The 19,408-nt window shown below is 47.3% G+C and carries 16 protein-coding genes; 3 read left to right on the top strand and 13 right to left on the bottom strand.

The features are described 5' to 3' along the window. The first annotated feature begins 17 nt into the window (after nucleotides 1-17). Nucleotides 18-614, top strand: a complete 597-nt coding sequence (locus tag MYF79_RS14115; protein ID WP_247814614.1) for a tRNA-(ms[2]io[6]A)-hydroxylase — start codon at nucleotides 18-20, stop codon at nucleotides 612-614. Here MYF79_RS14115 and MYF79_RS14110 read toward each other — a convergent pair. Continuing rightward, complete coding sequence (locus MYF79_RS14110) at nucleotides 611-2,851, bottom strand: patatin-like phospholipase family protein (protein WP_247814613.1); 2,241 nt, start codon at nucleotides 2,849-2,851, stop codon at nucleotides 611-613. The genes MYF79_RS14115 and MYF79_RS14110 overlap by 4 nt on opposite strands. A gap of 166 nt (nucleotides 2,852-3,017) precedes the next feature. Here MYF79_RS14110 and MYF79_RS14105 point away from each other — a divergent pair, with 166 nt between their 5' ends. Beyond that, nucleotides 3,018-4,502, top strand: coding sequence for an MFS transporter (locus MYF79_RS14105; protein WP_247814612.1), 1,485 nt, complete (start codon nucleotides 3,018-3,020; stop codon nucleotides 4,500-4,502). Nucleotides 4,503-4,633: 131 nt separating this feature from the next. Here MYF79_RS14105 and MYF79_RS14100 read toward each other — a convergent pair whose 3' ends face one another. From MYF79_RS14100 to MYF79_RS14055, 10 genes are all read right to left on the bottom strand, one after another. Next, nucleotides 4,634-5,620: a GSCFA domain-containing protein gene (locus MYF79_RS14100; protein WP_247814611.1), complete on the bottom strand. Its 987-nt coding sequence runs from the start codon at nucleotides 5,618-5,620 to the stop codon at nucleotides 4,634-4,636. A gap of 274 nt (nucleotides 5,621-5,894) precedes the next feature. Further along, the gene (locus tag MYF79_RS14095) at nucleotides 5,895-6,740 is read right to left on the bottom strand and encodes a hydroxymethylglutaryl-CoA lyase (RefSeq protein WP_247814610.1); all 846 of its coding nucleotides are present in this window, start codon (nucleotides 6,738-6,740) and stop codon (nucleotides 5,895-5,897) included. Between the two features lie 15 nt (nucleotides 6,741-6,755). Continuing rightward, complete coding sequence (rlmB, locus tag MYF79_RS14090) at nucleotides 6,756-7,547, bottom strand: 23S rRNA (guanosine(2251)-2'-O)-methyltransferase RlmB (protein ID WP_199657072.1); 792 nt, start codon at nucleotides 7,545-7,547, stop codon at nucleotides 6,756-6,758. A gap of 38 nt (nucleotides 7,548-7,585) precedes the next feature. Continuing rightward, nucleotides 7,586-8,143: an NUDIX domain-containing protein gene (locus MYF79_RS14085; protein ID WP_247814609.1), complete on the bottom strand. Its 558-nt coding sequence runs from the start codon at nucleotides 8,141-8,143 to the stop codon at nucleotides 7,586-7,588. 108 nt (nucleotides 8,144-8,251) lie between these two features. Then, nucleotides 8,252-9,187 carry a GNAT family N-acetyltransferase gene (locus tag MYF79_RS14080; RefSeq protein ID WP_247814608.1) on the bottom strand — a complete coding sequence of 312 codons (936 nt, stop codon included), beginning with the start codon at nucleotides 9,185-9,187 and terminating at the stop codon, nucleotides 8,252-8,254. Beyond that, on the bottom strand, nucleotides 9,168-10,085 hold the full coding sequence (locus MYF79_RS14075) for an EamA family transporter (protein WP_247814607.1): 918 nt from the start codon (nucleotides 10,083-10,085) through the stop codon (nucleotides 9,168-9,170). The genes MYF79_RS14080 and MYF79_RS14075 overlap by 20 nt, the downstream gene beginning before the upstream one ends. 40 nt (nucleotides 10,086-10,125) lie before the next feature. After that, nucleotides 10,126-11,532, bottom strand: a complete 1,407-nt coding sequence (locus MYF79_RS14070) for a pyridoxal phosphate-dependent decarboxylase family protein (protein WP_247814601.1) — start codon at nucleotides 11,530-11,532, stop codon at nucleotides 10,126-10,128. 917 nt (nucleotides 11,533-12,449) lie between these two features. Beyond that, entirely contained in the window at nucleotides 12,450-12,986 is a 537-nt protein-coding gene (locus MYF79_RS14065; protein ID WP_247814599.1) for a methylated-DNA--[protein]-cysteine S-methyltransferase, read from the bottom strand. 382 nt (nucleotides 12,987-13,368) lie between these two features. Further along, on the bottom strand, nucleotides 13,369-14,322 hold the full coding sequence (locus MYF79_RS14060) for a DNA-3-methyladenine glycosylase family protein (protein WP_247814597.1): 954 nt from the start codon (nucleotides 14,320-14,322) through the stop codon (nucleotides 13,369-13,371). A 118-nt stretch (nucleotides 14,323-14,440) separates the two neighbouring features. Next, nucleotides 14,441-14,971, bottom strand: coding sequence for an ArsR/SmtB family transcription factor (locus tag MYF79_RS14055; protein ID WP_247814595.1), 531 nt, complete (start codon nucleotides 14,969-14,971; stop codon nucleotides 14,441-14,443). Between the two features lie 720 nt (nucleotides 14,972-15,691). On the opposite strand from MYF79_RS14055, the gene MYF79_RS14050 reads away from it, so the two are divergent. Continuing rightward, nucleotides 15,692-17,119 carry a PLP-dependent aminotransferase family protein gene (locus MYF79_RS14050; protein WP_247814594.1) on the top strand — a complete coding sequence of 476 codons (1,428 nt, stop codon included), beginning with the start codon at nucleotides 15,692-15,694 and terminating at the stop codon, nucleotides 17,117-17,119. Nucleotides 17,120-17,187: 68 nt separating this feature from the next. On the opposite strand, the gene MYF79_RS14045 is transcribed toward MYF79_RS14050, so the two are convergent. Next, nucleotides 17,188-18,300, bottom strand: coding sequence for an ABC transporter permease (locus tag MYF79_RS14045; protein ID WP_247814592.1), 1,113 nt, complete (start codon nucleotides 18,298-18,300; stop codon nucleotides 17,188-17,190). Next, entirely contained in the window at nucleotides 18,297-19,403 is a 1,107-nt protein-coding gene (locus tag MYF79_RS14040) for an ABC transporter permease (protein ID WP_247814589.1), read from the bottom strand. The genes MYF79_RS14045 and MYF79_RS14040 overlap by 4 nt, the downstream gene beginning before the upstream one ends. Between the last annotated feature and the right edge of the window lie 5 nt (nucleotides 19,404-19,408).

The raw sequence follows: 19,408 nt of genomic DNA, 5'->3' as shown, positions 1-19,408 counted from the left end.
CTAAGTAACTTTGCCCTATGAGTAAAGTGTCCATTTTAGGTCTGCACCTTCCTACCGACCCGCGCTGGGTAAACCTGGCAGCTATTTCCCTGGAAGATGTCCTGACAGACCATGCCTTCTGCGAACAAAAAGCCGCGACTTCCTGCATATCACTGATACAGCGCTATCCTGAAAAAGACAGGCTGGTACAGGAATTAGCGCCTATTGTAACAGAAGAATGGGGACATTTCCGCCAGGTGCTGGCTGAGATGCGTAAACGCGGCTATACCCTGGGAAGACAGCGGAAAGATATGTATGTGAATGCCCTGATGACACATCAGCAGAAAGGCGGCGATCCACAGTCGGTACTGCTGGACAGGCTGCTCATCTTTGCCCTGATCGAAGCCCGCAGCTGCGAGCGTTTTCGTTTGCTCAGCGAGGGGCTGGAAGATGAATATCTCCGTGAATTCTATCGTAAGTTCATGATATCAGAAGCAGGTCACTATCGCCTGTTTATCGACCTGGCCAATGAATATATACCCGAAGACCAGGTAAAGACCCGCTGGCAGGAATGGCTGACCATAGAGGCTGAGATCATTAACAACCTGGAGGTACGTGGGGACAGGATGCACTAAAAATTGAAGCCGATATTTACATACATCCTTAAACGGCCATCCTGATCGCAGTACATTAGGGAGGCTTCTATAGGCCCGAGAAAAGAAGAATATCCGCCCGTTACACCATAGCCACTCATATACTTGTATTTCGAGGAAACATCTCCCAGGAAATCATACAATGCCACGCCGGCACGGGGAATGGCGTAAGTATTGCGCATCAGCTCATACTGGTAGGACAACTGGATGGTGGCTGCGCTGGAAGTAGTGATCTCTCCTTCCCTGATGCCCACGATCGGCAGCTGATTGCGCATCACATTGTTCAATCCTCCCAGTAAGAATGCGTTAATGGGTCCCTGACGATGACTGAAATTGGCGGCCCCGCCCAACTGAACCTGTAAGGTGCCGTTATAATTGAAGGGAATATTGTACTTCATCTGCATGATCGTCCGCTGGTAATTGTTGAAGCTATAGTTGTAGTCCTGCGGCGATATTTCTACCCCATCCTTATACAACCGATAGCCCTCCTGCTGGCGGTATACCCAACCTGATTCAAACTGCATATCTACCCCACGGCGTGGGAAGATCTTCCTGTCCAGTGAGTTGATACCGAAGTATAAATAACTGTTCACCTGGTTCCCATTCCCCCTCAATACTTCGACAGATTCATACCTGGGACTGATGTTCAGGAATTCATAACGGCTGCCTACCCCTACGGCCATCATGCTGTTCAGCGTGTACTGGAAACGGATATCCCCGTTCAGGTACTTCAGGTGATACTCCATCTGCCGTTTAAAATCCTTGTATAAGGAAAGTGCATTATCCTCAAAATAGGCGCCCAGCCCGAATCCGAAATTCCTTTTCGGTCCCAGGTATTTGAAATATTCAGCCAGTACCCTTGGATTTTCTCCTATCGCCAGGCTCACGAAAGCACGGGAGTTCGGTACAATGAAATTGCGCTGGGTGATATTCACAATAGCGCTGGCATTCGTGAAACTATTGTATTGCAGGGCAAACTTCACATAGGTCAGCGGGTTTTCTTCCACCTCAATATTCATCACACTTTTACCATCTCCTTCCGGCTCCAGTTTATAAGTGATCATCTTATAAAAGCGCGTACCGAATACGTTCAGCACCGCATCTTTGATATCATTTGGCGTATAGCATCCATCTTTTACCAGTCCCAGTCTTCCAAGGAAAAAACCCTCGTCAGAATGCACCAACCCTGTTACCCTGATGTCCACCAACTCTATATCCGGTGTAAAGGGTAAGCGGTTCTTACGGAAAGGTTCCTCCGGTGGATATAGTGTATTCAATGAATCAGCCATCCTTTTGAACACCGGGTACATCTCCGCTCCCTTTCTTTTCCCCAGCTCAAGCAAGGAATCCACGCTGCCAAAACTGGCGGCATTATAATTATCCAGGTGATGTTGAATGTAGATATCAGTTAGTTTCTTTGCCTGTTTAAAGTCGTCGGCATCCTTATAAAATCCCAGCTGGTAGATGATATCCAGCGGTGTCACCAGCTGGTCCGCCTTCCGCAATCCGCCGCTCACATTAGAGCCAATGACGAGGTCTGCTCCCATTTCTTTTGCGGTGATCACCGGGAAGTTACGCACCACGCCACCATCCACCAGCTTCTTATCGCCGATCTTGACAGCTGTAAACACGGAAGGGATCGCCATACTGGCACGGATCGCTGTCACGATATCACCCGTGTCCAGGGTAACGATGTCGCCGGTAGTAACATCAGTAGCAATGCATTTAAAGGGGATATTGAATTTTGAGAAATCTCTCACACCATTTACCGGCCAGCACAGACGTGCGAGTTCCAGCCATAACTGCTCGCCGGCTATAACACCGGAGGCCAGTTTGGGCTTTCCGTATTCAAAAGGTATTTCTATCAGGTATTTATTGTATTCCCGCTTTTCCTCGTAGGAGATGTCCGTCAGTACCGGCTGATTGGAGAACAGGTTGTCCCAGTCCATCTCATGGGCCATTTTCTCTATCGCATCCCCCGAATACCCCATGGCATAGAGGGAACCGATGATACTACCCATGCTGGTACCGGTAATATAATCCACTTTCAGGCCGGCGCTGTCAAGCGCCTGGAGAATGCCGATATGCGCCAATCCCTTAGCACCACCGCCACTCAGGGTAAGACCGATCCTGGGTCTTTTCCCTCCCTCCTGCGCAAAAACAACTGCGGGTAAAAGGATGATAATGAAAAAATAAACTAAAGCCTGGCGTTGACGCATATGTGTTCTTGTGTGGTGCAATCCTGAAGTCCCAAATAAAGTTAATAGAAATACTTCTAATATCAGACGCCTTATTCCATCCTTTCCCCCATAGAAATATGTAAATTCTATAACATTTACAACAATTTTCCTATATTATACATTCGTATTAACCAAGTGACCACGTATGAACAACAGCAAATTTACACAATCCATCTGGCAGGTAATACTGGCCTCGTCCGCAGGAACACTGATTGAATGGTACGATTTCTACATTTTCGGAAGTCTGTCCGCCATCATTTCCCAAAAGTTCTTCCCGCCCAGCAACCCTGATCTGGCCTACATTGCCACATTGGCCACCTTTGCTGTGGGATTCATTGTAAGGCCTTTCGGGGCGCTCGTATTTGGCAGATTGGGAGACCTCGTCGGACGTAAGTACACCTTTCTGCTTACACTCATGATCATGGGTGGTTCTACTTTCGCTATCGGCCTCATACCCAGTTATGAGAGCATTGGCATTCTCGCCCCTGTTATCGTATTGGTATTGAGGTTATTACAAGGCCTGGCCCTTGGTGGTGAATACGGCGGCGCCGCCACCTATGTAGCTGAGCACTCGCCACATCATCAGCGGGGATATTACACCAGTTTCATTCAGACAACCGCCACACTGGGTCTGTTCGTCTCCCTGGCCGTGATACTGATCACCCGCACCAGTCTCAGTACCGATGCTTTCAACAGCTGGGGATGGCGTATCCCCTTCTGGCTGTCAGTCGTATTGGTGATCATGTCCTACTATATCCGCATACGTCTGCAGGAATCTCCACTGTTCCTGCAATTAAAATCAGAAGGTAAAACCTCCACCAATCCTATAAAGGAGAGCTTCGGCAAAAAGGAGAACCTCCGCCTGGTATTACTGGCGCTTTTTGGCGCGGCCATGGGTCAGGGTGTGGTCTGGTATACCGGCCAGTTTTACGCCCTCTCTTTCCTGCAGAAAACCATGCAGGTGGAATTCGTACAATCCAATATCATCATTGCCGTAGCGCTGATGCTGGGTACGCCGTTCTTTATTTACTTCGGCAAACTGTCCGATAAAATAGGTCGTAAGAAGATCATGATGACGGGTATGCTCATCGCTGCGCTGGCTTACTATCCTATTTATGCCGGCATGGACCGTGTGGCGGATCTCAGCCTGAAAACAGAAGACACTACCAAATATAGTATTGAGAATTCCATCTCCCGGAATGACAAGATGCAGAATATCGAGAAATCCATAAAGACAAGGTATTTTACGGATGGGGCAAAGTCCCGGGAGACCGTCACCGTTACCGACGGGAAATCTGAAACTGTAAAAGAGATCATTGTCAGTAAAGCGCAACTTTGGTGGCTGATCCTGTTGGTTTTCATACAGGTTATTTTCGTTACCATGGTGTATGGGCCGATCGCAGCGTTCCTGGTAGAGCTCTTCCCTACCCGTATCCGGTATACTTCCATGTCCTTACCTTATCATATCGGGAATGGGGTTTTCGGAGGATTATTACCGACGGTATCCACCCTGCTCGTGACACAAACCCATCATCATTTAGCAGGGCTCTTGTATCCGATCATTATTGCCCTGATATGCTTTGTAGTGGGGGTAGTGGGGATTAAAGGGAATATGATTAACCAGGATTAGCGATCTTGTGCCGGGTTACGGCTGTTCATTGACCGGTTCCGATTTTCGTTTCCATTCCATTTCCCCCCGTTGAAAACGGGGGGCTACAAACACGTCGCTCCTGACAGAGCGATATGCGTAGTATTGCCGGTTCACAGCTGCATCCCTTCGAAATAAGCCAGTTCTTCCTCCAGCCTGAGGAAAGGATATTCTTTCATTAGCTGTTTGGTTTTTCCCGCATAGGTCTGTAGGAATTGCCGGTGCTGAGTGCTTGCCGGGTTGAATGGACGATGCTGTCTTGCACGGTTAATCTCTGCCACCAACGGTAGCAGGCGGCGTCCTTCTTCTGATACACAGCTGGCAGTGAAGTGATCCCACACATAATTAACGGCCAGTTCATTGGGATGTACCAGATCTTCTTTATAAAAACGGTAGTCCCTCAGATCATCTATTACCAGTTCATATGCGGGAAAATAAAAAAGGCGGTCAAATTTATTGACGAGGTGGTGTACTGTTTGTATCAGCACCGCTTTACTCAGATTATTTTCCACTACCCCATCCCTGGCATAACGTACAGGGCTAATGGTGAACATGATCTTTACTTTCCTGTTCCGGAAAAAAAGACGATGCATCAGGTTATCCAAAGCAGAAATTGCATCTGGAGGAGAAAGCAACTTTTTATGAAACTGAGCGGCAGGCACTTTATGGCAATTGCCTACTACCTGGTTGCTGGTGGCGAGTGTGTAGGTATATGCAGACCCAAGCGTAATGATCAGCCAGTCCGCTTCTTCCAGCCGTTTAGCAGCCAATTCCTGCGAAGTATTGATGGCGGATAATACCTCTTCCATCTCCATACCGGAAAAACGGCTGTGATGATCCCAGCTATGCCATAAGTCTCCGTGTGAAAAGAGATCATCCACAGTATACTGTTTCCCGTCAAGATAGGTATGCAGGGCCTGGGTGATACTGATCGGATTATATAAGATACCATGAGGATTTACCAGGGCATCAAAACGATATTGTTGTAAACGTTCCCCTATCTCCTCCGCAAAACAGGAACCCATCAACAGTATTTTGTCGGTATACTGAACAGGTGTTGCAATAGGAGATACAGGAAATGTCAGACGGAAGTTTGTCATGATTCAATACTACATGATAAGAACTACGTGATACCAGATCACATTACTACATACCAACCTTCATGATACCACATTACATAATGCCGGACTACAGAAGATAGCCTGCATCATACCAGCCCACCGTAGTACCAGACTGCCTGGCAAGCGCTTACATCATATCAGACTACCTTAATACCAGGCTGAATGATAAGACCAGCCTGCCCTAATAGCAAACCTCTTAATAAGCGATGGCATTACGCCAGGCGGACTAGTTCCGGGCTCCATTATACCAGCCTTAATAAAAAATACGGTCGGCAATCTCCTGTGCGGCCCGGAGGGCGCTGAAATCAAGCCCCAGCTGTTCATGACGTCCTACACTGAATTCCAGCAGACGCTCAGTTGCAAGGTTTCCTACCAATTCATTGTGCGCCATCGGGCAACCGCCTATTCCCTTGATCGCGCTGTCAAAACGCCGGCAACCCTTATCGTAGGCTGCGGATACCTTTTCCTCCCAACTATTGGGCGCTGAGTGAAAATGTGCGCCGAATTCCACTAAAGGATAAGCCGGTATTAAGGTTGAATACAGTTTTGTAATGATCTCAGGAGTAGCTACCCCCACCGTATCCGCCAGGGAGACGATCGTAATATCCCGCTGCACCAGCTCATCCACCCATCGTAGGGCAATGGAAGCATCGTAATGATCACCATAAGGATTGCCAAAGCCCATAGAAATATAGACCACCAGCTGCTTGCTGTTTTTAATGCACAGCTCCTGGAGGGTATCTATCAGCTCCAGCGAGTCCAGGATGGTCTTGTTGGTGTTGCGTAGCTGAAAAGTTTCTGATATCGAAAAAGGATATCCCAGGTAAGCGATCTCATCGAACACCACAGCTTCTTCCGCCCCCCGCTGATTGGCTACAATCGTCAGCAATTTACTTTTTGTACCGCTCAGATCCAGGCGGGAGATCACCTCTGCGGTGTCTGCCATCTGGGGGATGGTTTTTGGAGATACAAAGCTGCCGCAGTCAAGGGTATCAAAACCCACTTTCAGCAGCGCATTCAGGTATGTTACCTTTTCATCCGTGCTTATTTGCCTGTGCCAGCCTTGCATGGCATCACGTGGACATTCGATCAGTTTCATTTACTGGTGATTTTTTTATGCGCCTCTTTGCTTCATGGCTTCATACAGGATGATGCCTGCTGCAACAGATACATTGAAGGATTCAAAGTTTCCGGCCATAGGAATGTGAAACAGGGTATCTGACGCTTTCAGCAGGGCGGGATATACGCCCTTGTCTTCCGATCCCATGATCACCGCTACCGGTTCCTGCAGCTGGCAGTCATAGAGCTTGGTTTCTGCCTCCATTTCGCTGGCAATGACCTTAATACCGTTCAGGTGAAGGGTATCGATCGCCTTCAGCAGGCTGTTTACCCGGCATACAGAGATCGTTTCCAGCGCGCCGGCAGAGGACTTGATGGCCTCCTCGTTCAGGGCAGCTATCCCCCGGTCGGGAATAATGATAGCCTGGGCGCCGCAGCAAACGGCACTACGGGCAATGGCGCCTATATTGCGGACATCCGTGATCCCGTCCAGTATAAGGAACAAAGGCGTCTCTCCCTGTTCAGTCACATGAGATATCACATCCTGCAGGTCAAGATAGTTGATCTGGCCTGTAATGGCAATGACACCCTGGTGATTAAATGACGTCAGTCCATTCAGTTTCTCCACCGGAACCAGGTTCACCGGGATGTTATACTGATCGGCCAACTTTTTGATCTGGGGGATGATATCCCCCGTTGCGCCACGCAACATATAAATACGCTCAATTGCCTTTCCCGCGTTGATCGCTTCCACAACCGGCTGCCTGCCAATCACCATTGACGATGCCTTGGGCCTGGGGGCATGCTGGCGAAATCCACCAGGCTTTTTAAATCTTCTTTGTTCCATTATCTGCAAAGAACGGAATTTAATGCCAATTGGGGAATTCATATCTCTCCTTCCAGCATCATCAGCTTTATCTTCTGAATGGCGGCAATTGACAGAGAATCAGTTATCTCATAGTTTTTGACCATCTGGTAGGCCGTCTCAAAGGGGACCCTTTTCACGTACAACTGCTCCGTTTCTTCCGGTTCCGCCTCCCGCTGTTCCAGTCCGCGGGCCAGGTACACCACTCCCGCCTCGTCACAAACAGAATTGGACAGGTGCATTTTCACAATAGGTGTCCAGTCTGTGGCCACCAGGCCGGTTTCCTCCAGCAATTCCCTTTTGGCGCTTTCCAGCGGGTCTCCTCCCAGTGGCCCTCCCCCTTCGGGGATCTCCCAGGAGAACTGTTCCAGAGCAAAGCGGTATTGCCCTACCAGGTAAATATGCTGTTCTTCATCCAGGGCTACCACACCAATAGCGGCATTTTTAAAATGTACAATGCCATAAATGCCCCTGCCACCCGAAGGGTTCAACACCTGGTGTTCCGTTACCATTATCCATGGGTTATCATATTTTCTTTCACTGGATAAGATCGTCCAGGGATTTGTTTGTGTATCCATATCGCAAAGAAAGCAAAAAAAAACCGCCTCGTTGGAAACGAGACGGTGTCAACCAGATGTCGGCGGTAAATACCTTTTGAACATCATACCTAAATCTAAATCGTATCTTTATAATATTATTTTCACCTGAGTCAGATGGTGTTTTAAATGCTCTAAATAATCCGTCACCACATATTCCAGTGTGACAGGTTCGTTCTCATTAATTTTTATCAGATGTTGCAGTGCCTTCGCGGGTATGGCGCGTATAGTTAACGCCAGATGCTTGTTCATCCCCGCCCATAAATCAATCAGTTCCTGCCAGCTGCTGAACTGCCAGGCTTGTCCCTTTACCCAAAAATCCTGCGCATATCCAGGAATCTCCAACAAAGATATCTGTTGGGATCGTATAAAACGAACATTATTATTAATTGCTGAATCAATAAGATGTCCGATTATTTCTTTCGGACTCCACTTACCTCTGCTAATCCGCTCTGCTGCTACGGTTTCAGGGATTTGTCGTAAAAGCGGGACTGCCGTATTTATTGCGTTTATTAAGCCGTTGGCGATCGCATAATGCCTGTTTTCTTCACCAAACACTATCTCCATTTTAATGGTGCTGCGCTCGTAGCGCCCTTCTTCTACCGGTATTTCCCGGAATCCCAGTTTCTGATACATATTCAGTGCCGGTACCAGTTTAGTGTTAGAGTACAAGACAACTTTCTTCAATCCTTTCCTTCTGGCTAATTCCAGGATACCCTCTGCCAGCTTCCAGCCTATCCGGTGCCCCTGATAAGCTTCATCAACAGCCATCTTGGTCATTTCTGCCGTTTCTGTGTCTATAGATTTTAACGCTACAGTGCCCGCAATTGTTTCACCCACCATCGCAAAAATGATATCTCCTCCCTTCGCAATGATATGCTGGTCGGGCTTGCCAAGCACATCTTCATCTACCGGTTCTACCGTGAAATACTTCTCTATCCACCACTTGTTCAGTCGCTCGAAATGCGGCTGATAGGCCGGCATATAGTCAACCAGTTTTACTTCATTACTTTGTAGTGGTGCCATATTGTTGTTTGTTTTTATTAACAGCTCTGTTTACCATATATACTCCTCCCAGTGTCACCAGACAGGAAATACCTGTTGTCCAGTTCAGGTGTTCATGAAGGATCAGCCACCCCAGCAATACAGCTACTATTGGATTGATATAAGCGTATACAGATGCCAGGGAAGGTGGCAGGTTGTTCAACACGAACACATAAGATGAATATCCCAATATCGATCCGATAAAGATCAGGTAGAGCAAACTGCCCCATAATTCAATATTGAATCCATCTAACGGGAACGACTGCCCCATCATTGTTGCCACAATCGTCATTACGATACCACTGAACAACATCTGGAACCCTGCGCCATAAAGAAAATTGATCTTCAGCGCCCAGCGGGCGGTCAGCACCGATCCTATCGCCCAGCTGATGCATGCTATCAGTGTCAGGAAGATCCCGAGGCGGAATTCCGGGTTCGTCAGGCTTGCCAGATAATCATAGAAGATACCTCCCACTCCCAACAAACCGATCAGCATTCCCGCTACCAGCAGGATAGTGAACTTCGTACGCTGTACCAGGAAGTAACTGAATATGGTGATCCAGATCGGCACCGTTGCCACGATGATCGCACAAAGTCCGCTGGGTATATATTGCATGGCCCATGTGATCAGTCCGTTACTCAGGCAGAGCATCATCACACCGATCACGAAGAGTCGCGATAACACCACCTTCTCCGGAAATTTATATCCCTTCAGTAAAAAGAAACTTGTTAAAAGCATACCGGCGATCGTCTGCCTGATGCCCGCCAGCATAAGACCATGCGTATGGCGAACACCGATCCTGGAGGCCAGGTAAGTGGTACCCCAGAAAATACTGACTACCACCAATGCCATATAGGCATTCGTGTTTGATTTTTTCATACTCCGAAGTTGTTATTGGTTGTGAGCGATAATGATGAAGCTATTTTACTGTCAGCGCTGCCGTTTGTTGTTTCATTTCCTTCCACACAAGAGCGAGGTCATTCTCCGTTGTACGCCAGTTCACAAACGCTGCGCGGATGGCTGGCACTCCCTGGTAAACGGTAGGAGTCATCATTACTTTTCCGCTATCGTCCAGTGCCTTTATCAAAACATCGGTCGCTGCCTGCTTCTCTTCATCAGCTACATTCAGTGTGAAACAGACAACACATAATCTGACCGGCGCCAGTAAATGGAATGCGTCGTTCTCCCGTATCAGTTCTCCAAGCTGACGTGCCAGCTCTATATTATTATTCACGATATCAGCATATCCTTCTGCGCCATAGGCCATGAGCGAATACCAGGCGGGTAATGCCCGCAGTCGTCGTGAGTTCTCAGGTGTGTAGTTGCTATATTTAAAGTCTTTTGCCGGATCTCCCAGGTAAGCGGCGCCTGCATTCTTAAATGTATCGAGTTGCAGCTGTGTATGACGGGTGAAGATCATAGCGGCATCATAAGGAACATTCAACCATTTATGTGCGTCGATAGTGATACTGTCTGCCGCGTCCCAGCCATTCAGCAGATGCCTGTATTCCGGCACACAGGCGGCGAAGGCGCCGAATGCAGCATCTATATGTAACCAGAAGCCATATTCTTTTTTTAGCCTGGCGATGGCGGCGAGGTCATCGAAGTCGACGGTATTGACAGTGCCGGCGCTGGCCACGACGATCAGTGGTTCTCCCTGATGTTTCTTCAGATAGTCTTCCAGTACTGCAATGTCAATTGATTCTCTATCCGGCAGACTGGATAACTTCAGCATCGCGTTTCGGCCGAATCCTAACATAGCCAGCGACTTTACCGTACTGGAATGTGGTATACAGGAAATGATCCTGGTGTTTGCCAGAGCAGCCATTCCTTCCTGCGCCACATCTACGCCCAATTGTCTGCCGAGCCATTGTCTTGCGATGGCAAGGCCCGTGAAATTGGCCATCGTGGCTCCTGTTACAAAGCATCCGGAAAATGCTTCCGGCAACCCGAACAGCTGCCGGAGCATTGCAATGGTTTCCGTTTCTATCTGTAATGGCGCCGTATCCTTATCCGCGGCATTCATATCGAAAACTGCTGTCAGCCAGTCGCCGGCTATTGCCGGTACTGTTGCACCACCTGTTACAAATCCCCAGTTGCGTGCGCCGCTGTTGCCGGCGAGGTGTTGTCCATACCGCTCATTAAATTGTAACAAGGTGCTTCTTGCTCCCATTCCCTTTCGTGGTAGTTCCAAACGCTCAAACTCCGCGCTGGCGGATTTTACCGGCAGTGCGTCTATCTTTGACAAGAAAGCTACGCTGTAGTCTTTTACTTCCTGAAGGAAGGCATCAACTTGGTTTAGATCCTGGCGTAATAACTGATTCATCTGAGGTTGATTTAACTATTATGGGAACGAGACTTCAAAATTGGAATAATTTCGGGACATAAAACAGATTCAGTTTTGTAATTTTTGACCAGATCAGATTGGAAATCCGGGGGCTTGATTAGTTTGCGGTTTCGTAATGTTTTGATTTGTTTCTTTGCGGTTTTGTTTGCTTACGGATTATTTTCCGGGCCGGATAAGTGTCAGAATTGAAATTATTCTGGCGTGGGGATTTTCTGAGTTTTGTTTTTGAGCCTGTTAAATGCGGACGGTTTGGAAGCAGGCTTTGGTTTCAGATGAGAGATTCCGGGCTGTATCCCTTTCCGAGTCCTTACTATTTAGCCTTATCAAGCGTGCAGGCATAGGATTGCTGTTTAACTCCTATCAATCGTACCAACTCTCTCCAAGGGATAAGGCCCTGCATCTCCATCTGAAACCTCCGCTGTCCGGTGCTACGCCTAATAGCAAACTATATATTAATAAGACTAATCATCGCATTGTAGCGCTCACGTTCACATCAGCTGACATTTCATTTCCGTACCCCGTTGTCAATATTCCTGCAGTAAATCATTGATATTATAAGCATTACAAGTACTGCACATCAACGCTATTATTAGCACTCCTTATATCTCCCTCCAATTCTGCATCTTTTCAATGGACCATTTCTCTTATATTCTATTTTCTCTGCCATTTTAGGTACTGCATATTTTTTCACTTTGTATCCGGTACTACTAACATTCTCTGTTTAATTCCTGTAACCATTTCCTCTAACACTTTTCCTCTAAAACCTTTCCTATAAAGCATTTCCTATAAACCATTTCCTCTAAAACCTTTCCTATAAGCATTTCCTGTAAAGCATTCCTTGTAAACATTTCCTGATATCCTATTTCTGATTATTCTCACAATACTATTGCCTTATCTCAGAATAATTCCAATGACCCAAACTTCTGCTTCATCTCATGTTCCAGCAACCATTTCTTCCGCCAGATCCCTCCTGCATAACCAGTTAGTGAACCATCACTGCCTATTACTCTGTGACACGGCACTACGATCGCTATCCTGTTCTTCCCATTGGTAGTACCTACCGCCCGGATACTTTTAGGATTGTTGATCCGTTTTGCCAATTGCATGTACGATATGGTCTGGCCATACGGGATCATTGTCAGTTGTTGCCACACTGTTTGTTGAAACGCCGTCCCGGGCTGTGCAATGGGGAAAGTGAATTGTTGCAGGCTTCCTCCGAAATAAGCTGCTAATTCTTCTATGCATTGCAACATCGTATCCGGCAAAGGATCATGTGTAATAGCGATCCCTTCCTTGAAAGTCAAGGTATTAACAGCCTGCGCATCACCAATAATAGTAAGTGGTCCTACCGGAGTTGTGATTGTATGTATATGCGAGGGTATTTCTATTCCCGCATCTGATGGCATTATCGGTGGTATATGAGAGGTTATCATATTGTTCAGTATTATAGATTATATGTTGAGTTCTGTGTTTGCCTTATATTGTTTCAGACCGCTAGGTCATAAGGCCATATGGTCATTTCGCTTTAACTACATAGTCTATTGCTGTTACATGTTTTCCGTTCTGTCGCAGTTGCTTACTGTTTCTGTTGCATAGTTCCAATTCATCGTTGTTATTATACTGTTTTCTCTTGTACGGACTATATTGCATCGCCGCTATTACACAGTTTCGCTATTATACAGTTTCCTTCATGGCTTGTATCATTACTACTACACCGTCTTCCTGACATAGCTTATTATATCGATCTTACCATACCGCTTCCTAAACAAGTTCGGCCTTATCAATTCTGCTCTTTCATGTAAGCTCACTAATTAATTAATATAGCGATCTCCATAAATAAAACGTCGCATATGCTGCATGTTCTTTCCAATGCTGCGTATATGATTTTACGTCTGCCAGTGAGGGTTTGGATGGCAGTTCCAACTGATATTTAAGTGCGTTATGTAAACCTGCATCTTCCAATGGTAATGCCTGGTGATGACGATGGTATTTCATTAGCACATAATTAGCAGACCAGTTTCCAATACCGCGAAACGATACCAGATGATCTCTCGCCTGTTGATAATCCATATTCTCCAGCTGTTCAGCTGTGAGGAGTCCGCTTGCCATTGATTGTGCCAGTCGGATGATGTAGTCTGCCTTACTGCGGGAAAACTGCATACTGATCAGGCTAGCTGGTTCCAATGCAGCGATGACGGAAGGATGAGGATATACATAATGATCTTTTCCGTCAATAACAGCGTGATGGCCGAAGGCCTGAATAAATCGTTGACGCAATGTATAGGCAAAACCCAGGGTGATCTGTTGTCCGGTAATACTCCATGTCAAGGCCTCAAACAGGTCGGGGATGCCAATCAGTCTTAATCCCTTATAACGTTTTACCAGCGAGGCCAGTACCTTATCCTTCTTTGCAAAGTCATAAAATGGCCGCAGATCTGCATTTAAGTGTAACCAGTGACTAATATACCGACGGATATATTCCACATCGACACTGTCAGGTTCCCTCAAAGTATCGGGGTCATTTTTACTATCCGACCCACTATCAATGCCGGTACTCCTAACCGTCACACGTAAAGACTTTGCAACTGCATCATCACCGATCTCCACCAATATTGGCTGACCATTTGATACGAGCATTTTCTGTACCACGTCTCCCTCCACGTAATGCAGACACTCTTTTTCGGAGCGCCCCAGAAAAACAAGGCATTCTGCGAAAGAAAAATTATCGTGATCAGTAATTGGTATATTGACAACTGTCTGCTGACTCATGAATTGTTATTAATAAATTAGTTGGTTAAACACAGCAGGTAACCAAATGCGGATAATGAATGTTAAACAGCGCCGAAGAACATAACTACTGTTCCCCCTGTACGATACCACCCAGGTTCTACGGCTTACATCGCTTACAGGCACGATATCCATTCTTCATAGCTTCTTCCCTTGTAAGATAAAAAGTGACGTTATCAGGTCGTGGATTTGCAGAGCAGGATGGCTTACAGAAGATACCTGTGGTACGTACTGCATTATAGAAAAGGCCATCAAATTCCTTATCCTTACTCAGCATCGCCTGCAACATTACAGGCAGAGTCAGGGGAGCGCCTTTCTCATAAGCAGTCCGTTCAAGGAATACCCCATGATCATTTTCCAGTGACTGCTGTCCCCATTGGAGATAGGTATCCAACCATTCCTTAAGGGCGTAGAAAGCTGTCTTATTGAGATATCCGTATCGTTCCCTTCCTGCCTGATAGATCTTTATCCAACCGCTGTCTTCCAGGAACTGCAAATGCTTGGACACAGCCTGTCTGCTGATATCGTCAAAATGTTCATTTATCTGATTCACATTTAATGGCTGCAAACGTAAGAGGGAAAGAATCTCCCTGCGTACCGGATCGGCAACGCCCTTAAACAGTTCTTCCATTATGCAATTTTTTAGTTGCATAAAGTTATGCAATTTTCCAGTTGCGCAAAATAAATCTTCAACAGACCAGGAAACTTAGCAAGAAAACGTACTTGTCTGTAATACCTGATTCACCATACTGGATATAAGACACTAAGACAGCAACATAATAAGCGTGCATATTCGCTTCTGGGTTGATAGGGAAGATTAAAAGTCGAAGACCGGAAGATTACACAGTTATTATAAACCCGCATCTGCAGTCAATTATAACGGAGCTCATCCTCTCAACATCTCCCCAGCTGCAGCGGAAGGTTCCAGGTGGAGACCCAAGGGCCTTATCCCTTTGAGAGCGCCGATACGCCTGACGGGAGTTTAATAAAGCTCCCAAAGCCAAACACGATTGATAATGTTTAATAGCAAGGGCTCGAAAAGGGATACAGCCCGGGGTCCCACCTGGAACCGAAGCTACACAACCAACAAACCATCCAATCGTCTATCACAACGGACCTCATCATCCCGACAACAGCGGAAGGTTCCAGGTGGAGACCCAAGGGCCTTATCCCTTTGAGAGCGCCGATACGCCTGACGGGAGTTTAATAAAGCTTCAAAAATTAGACACGATTGATAATACCTGACAGCAAGGGCTCGAGCCCGGGGTCGCACCTGGAACCGAAGCCACCCGAAAATCCCCTCACCATATCAGATGTATTTTTATTACTTTTGAACCATATCAGATCACCAATGCTAAAAACAGCCGAACATCTCTACCTCCAGATCGCCGACAAACTGGAACAGCTCATCTCCAAAGATGTCCTGAAAATCGGCGACAAACTCCCCTCCGTCCGCACCATGAGCGAAGAACAGGGCGTGAGTATGAGCACCGCCTTCCAGGCCTACTACCACCTGGAAGCTAAAGGACTGATAGAATCCCGCCCTAAATCGGGTTATTACGTGATCTTCAGCCCGCGCAGAATGCCGGAAATGCCGAAAGCTTGTGAAGCGGTAAAAAAGCCCTCAGAAGTCACGCTGCATGAAATGATCACACAGGTATCCCAGGATATGAGCCTGCAGAATATCACCAGGCTCGCCTCCGCCGCGCCACCGGAATCCCTGCTGCCGGCAGCGAAGATCTCCAAGGCACTGATACAGGCACTGCGCAAGTCGCCCAATGCCGGCATTGCTTATGAACCGGTGCAAGGCAACCCCGACCTCCGGCGGCAGATCGCCCGGAACTCAATCCTCTGGGGCGGCGCTATTAGTGAAGAAGATATTGTAACCACCAATGGCTGCATGGACGCCCTTACGCTCTGCTTATCCGCAGTAACACAACCTGGCGACACCATCGCACTGGAAAGCCCTGCATATTACGGCTCCCTGCAACTGGCGGAAAGCCTGGGATTAAAAGTACTGGAAGTCCCTACTCACCCGGGAACGGGCGTAGACCTGGAATACCTGGACAAAGCTATCCCGAAGTTTAAAATTAAAGCCTGCCTCTTCGTCACCAATTTTACGAATCCACTGGGAGCCTGCATGCCTGACTGCCACAAACAGGAACTCGTCAGACTGCTGGAAAAGTACAACATCCCGCTGATCGAAGATGATATCTATGGCGACATGTACTTCGGCAAGGAACGCCCCGGCGTATGTCAGACATTTGATACCAACGGACTGGTACTGCTATGCAATTCCTTTTCCAAATCGCTCGCTCCGGGGTACCGCGTAGGATGGACAGTGCCCGGCAGATACAAAGAGAAAGTGCTGAACCTGAAAAGGCATCACTCTATCTCCTCTCCCTCCCTGCCCAGCGCCGCCATTGCCTGTTTCCTGGAGAACGACCGCTACGAGCACCATCTCAGGGGAATGAGAAAGAACCTGCATACACAATACATGCGCCACCTGCAGGCTATCAGGGAATATTTTCCGGAAGACTGCTGCGTATCACGCCCACAGGGAGGTTTTGTGCTGTGGGTAGAGCTCCATCCGAAAGTGAATACCTACGAGCTGTATGAACAGGCCATAAAACATAAAGTATCTTTCGCACCCGGTAGGATCTTCTCCCTGCAGGAACGCTATAATAATTGTATGCGGATCAGCTTCAGCAATCCCTGGAGCAAACAGATAGATGAAGGTTTAAAGACATTAGGACGACTGATCCGGAAGATGTCGTAAATAGTGAGGCCGGGATAAGACTATCCCGGCCATCTGCCTAAACCTACAACTGTATATATTATAAAAACTTAAGCGGTTTTACGATAGTTAAGAATTGCCCAGCCATTCAGCACCACAGCGAACGCTATTTCATACAGGAACTGCATCCTGATATCGCTGAAATGACTGCCTTTCAGTACGATCATCCGCACCACATCAATGAAATGCGTTACGGGCGTTAATCTAGCGATCATCTTGGCCCATGGCGGCATATTATCCACCGAAACGAACAGCCCACTCATCAGTGTAAAGATCATGATGAAGAAAAAAGCAACGAACATCGCCTGTAACTGATTATCGCTGTACGTTGATATCAACAGTCCAAAGCCCAGCAAAGCCACCAGGTATATCGCCAGAAAACTATATAACAGCAACAGGCTGCCCAGCGGAATAACACCATATACAAATCTCGCCAGCAATAACCCCAGGGTAAAGTCCACCATGCCGATCACCCAGAAAGGGATCATCTTTCCAATGATGAACTGCCATTTTTTGATAGGTGTTACATTGATCTGCTCGATGGTGCCTATCTCTTTTTCCTTTACAATATTCAGCGCGGCAATGAAACCACCTACCATCGTCACCAGCAGCACCAGGATGCCCGGTACCATGTACAGATGATAGTTCATCTCCGGGTTGAACCAGTTCGAATAGGTCACATCGACATTGCCGGCAGTGGTCTTAGCTGGCAACCATCGCATGCGGATCTCATTGTTAAAATCGCCCAGGATGGTGTTGAGATAAGCGGTACCCAGTCCCGCCTTCGTACCATTGATAGCATCGGCAGCAAGATAGACCTCTGCCCTGCTCTCCCGCACCAGGTCTGTTTCGAAGTGTGCCGGGATCTCCAGGATGATGTCTGCCTTTTCCCGTTCTATTTCGTGCAGGGCCGGTGCATAACCGGTATAATAGCCGGTGATGTGAAAGTACCCGGAAGAAGCAATTTTCGTCACCATCTGTTGTGTATAGGAGGAATGGTCCCTGTCTACTACCACCAGGTTGATGTTCTTTACATCAAAATTGGCCGCTAGGGGCATGATCAGCAGCTGGACCAGGGGCATAATAAAGATGACCGGTAAAAGTCCTTTATCGCGGAATATCTGCCTGAATTCCTTCTCGAGTAATAGTCGTAATGTTCTCATGACAGACGCGTTTTAAAGCTTTTAATGCTGATCATCAGCAGGGCGGTGGTCATCCCTGCCAATACCAGTGTTTCCTTCCAGATGACACCTAATCCCAGTCCTTTCAGCATCACCGCCTTGATGATCACGTAGAACCAGCGGGAAGGCACCAGGTTGGAAATGAGCTGTAAAGGCAATGGCATATTCTCCAGCGGAAAAATAAAGCCTGTAAATAAGATGGTCGGCAGCATCATGCCCATCATCGATACCATCATCGCAATCTGCTGTGTACGTGTAACGCTGGAGATAAGCAGTCCCAGCGAAAGACAACAGATGATGAACAATGTACTTTCCAGGAACAGCAGTATGATATTTCCCCTGATAGGCATATCCAGCAGGAATACGCTCAGCAACAGGATAATGATAAGATCTACCAGCGATAATGCCAGATACGGCACTGCTTTGGCCAATACGACATAGGTAGGCTTAAAGGGTGATACCAGCAATATCTCCATAGTGCCCATCTCCTTCTCCCGCACAATAGATACCGATGTCAGCGTAGTGCAAATGATCATCAGCACCAGCGCCATAACGCCAGGCACAAAGTTCATAGAACCGTTCAACTCCGGATTGTACAGCATCCGGGTCACCGGCTCTATACGCATGGGTATATTGGCGGTAGGATTGATCTGCTGCTGATAATCGCCGATAATAGCAGTGAGATAATTGGTCAGTGTTTTCGCCGTATTCGGATCAGCGGCATCTGCAATGATCTGTACCTGCGCCGACTGACCATGCAACAGATCATTACCAAAACCAATCGGGAACACCACCGCACATTTCACCGCTCCTTTCTTAAACGCCTTGTAGATATCCGCATCAGACACGGCGCTGGCTGCGATATTAAAATATTTACTGGCGGCGATCATTGTCGTGAGCTGCTGCGAAGCGGCATCTCCCGCATGATCCACAATGATGATATCTGCATTCTTTATTTCTGTTGTCAGCGCATAGCCGAACAACAGGATCTGCATGACCGGCAACCCGAACAGGATCAGCAAAGTGCGCCTGTCCCTGAATACGTGGTAAAATTCTTTTTTGACAAAAACCATGAACTGTTTCATGTATA

Source organism: Chitinophaga filiformis (assembly GCF_023100805.1).
GTDB lineage: Bacteria > Bacteroidota > Bacteroidia > Chitinophagales > Chitinophagaceae > Chitinophaga > Chitinophaga filiformis_B.
Note: the sequence above shows the minus strand (reverse complement) of the source record. Positions and strands in the feature narration are given on the sequence as shown.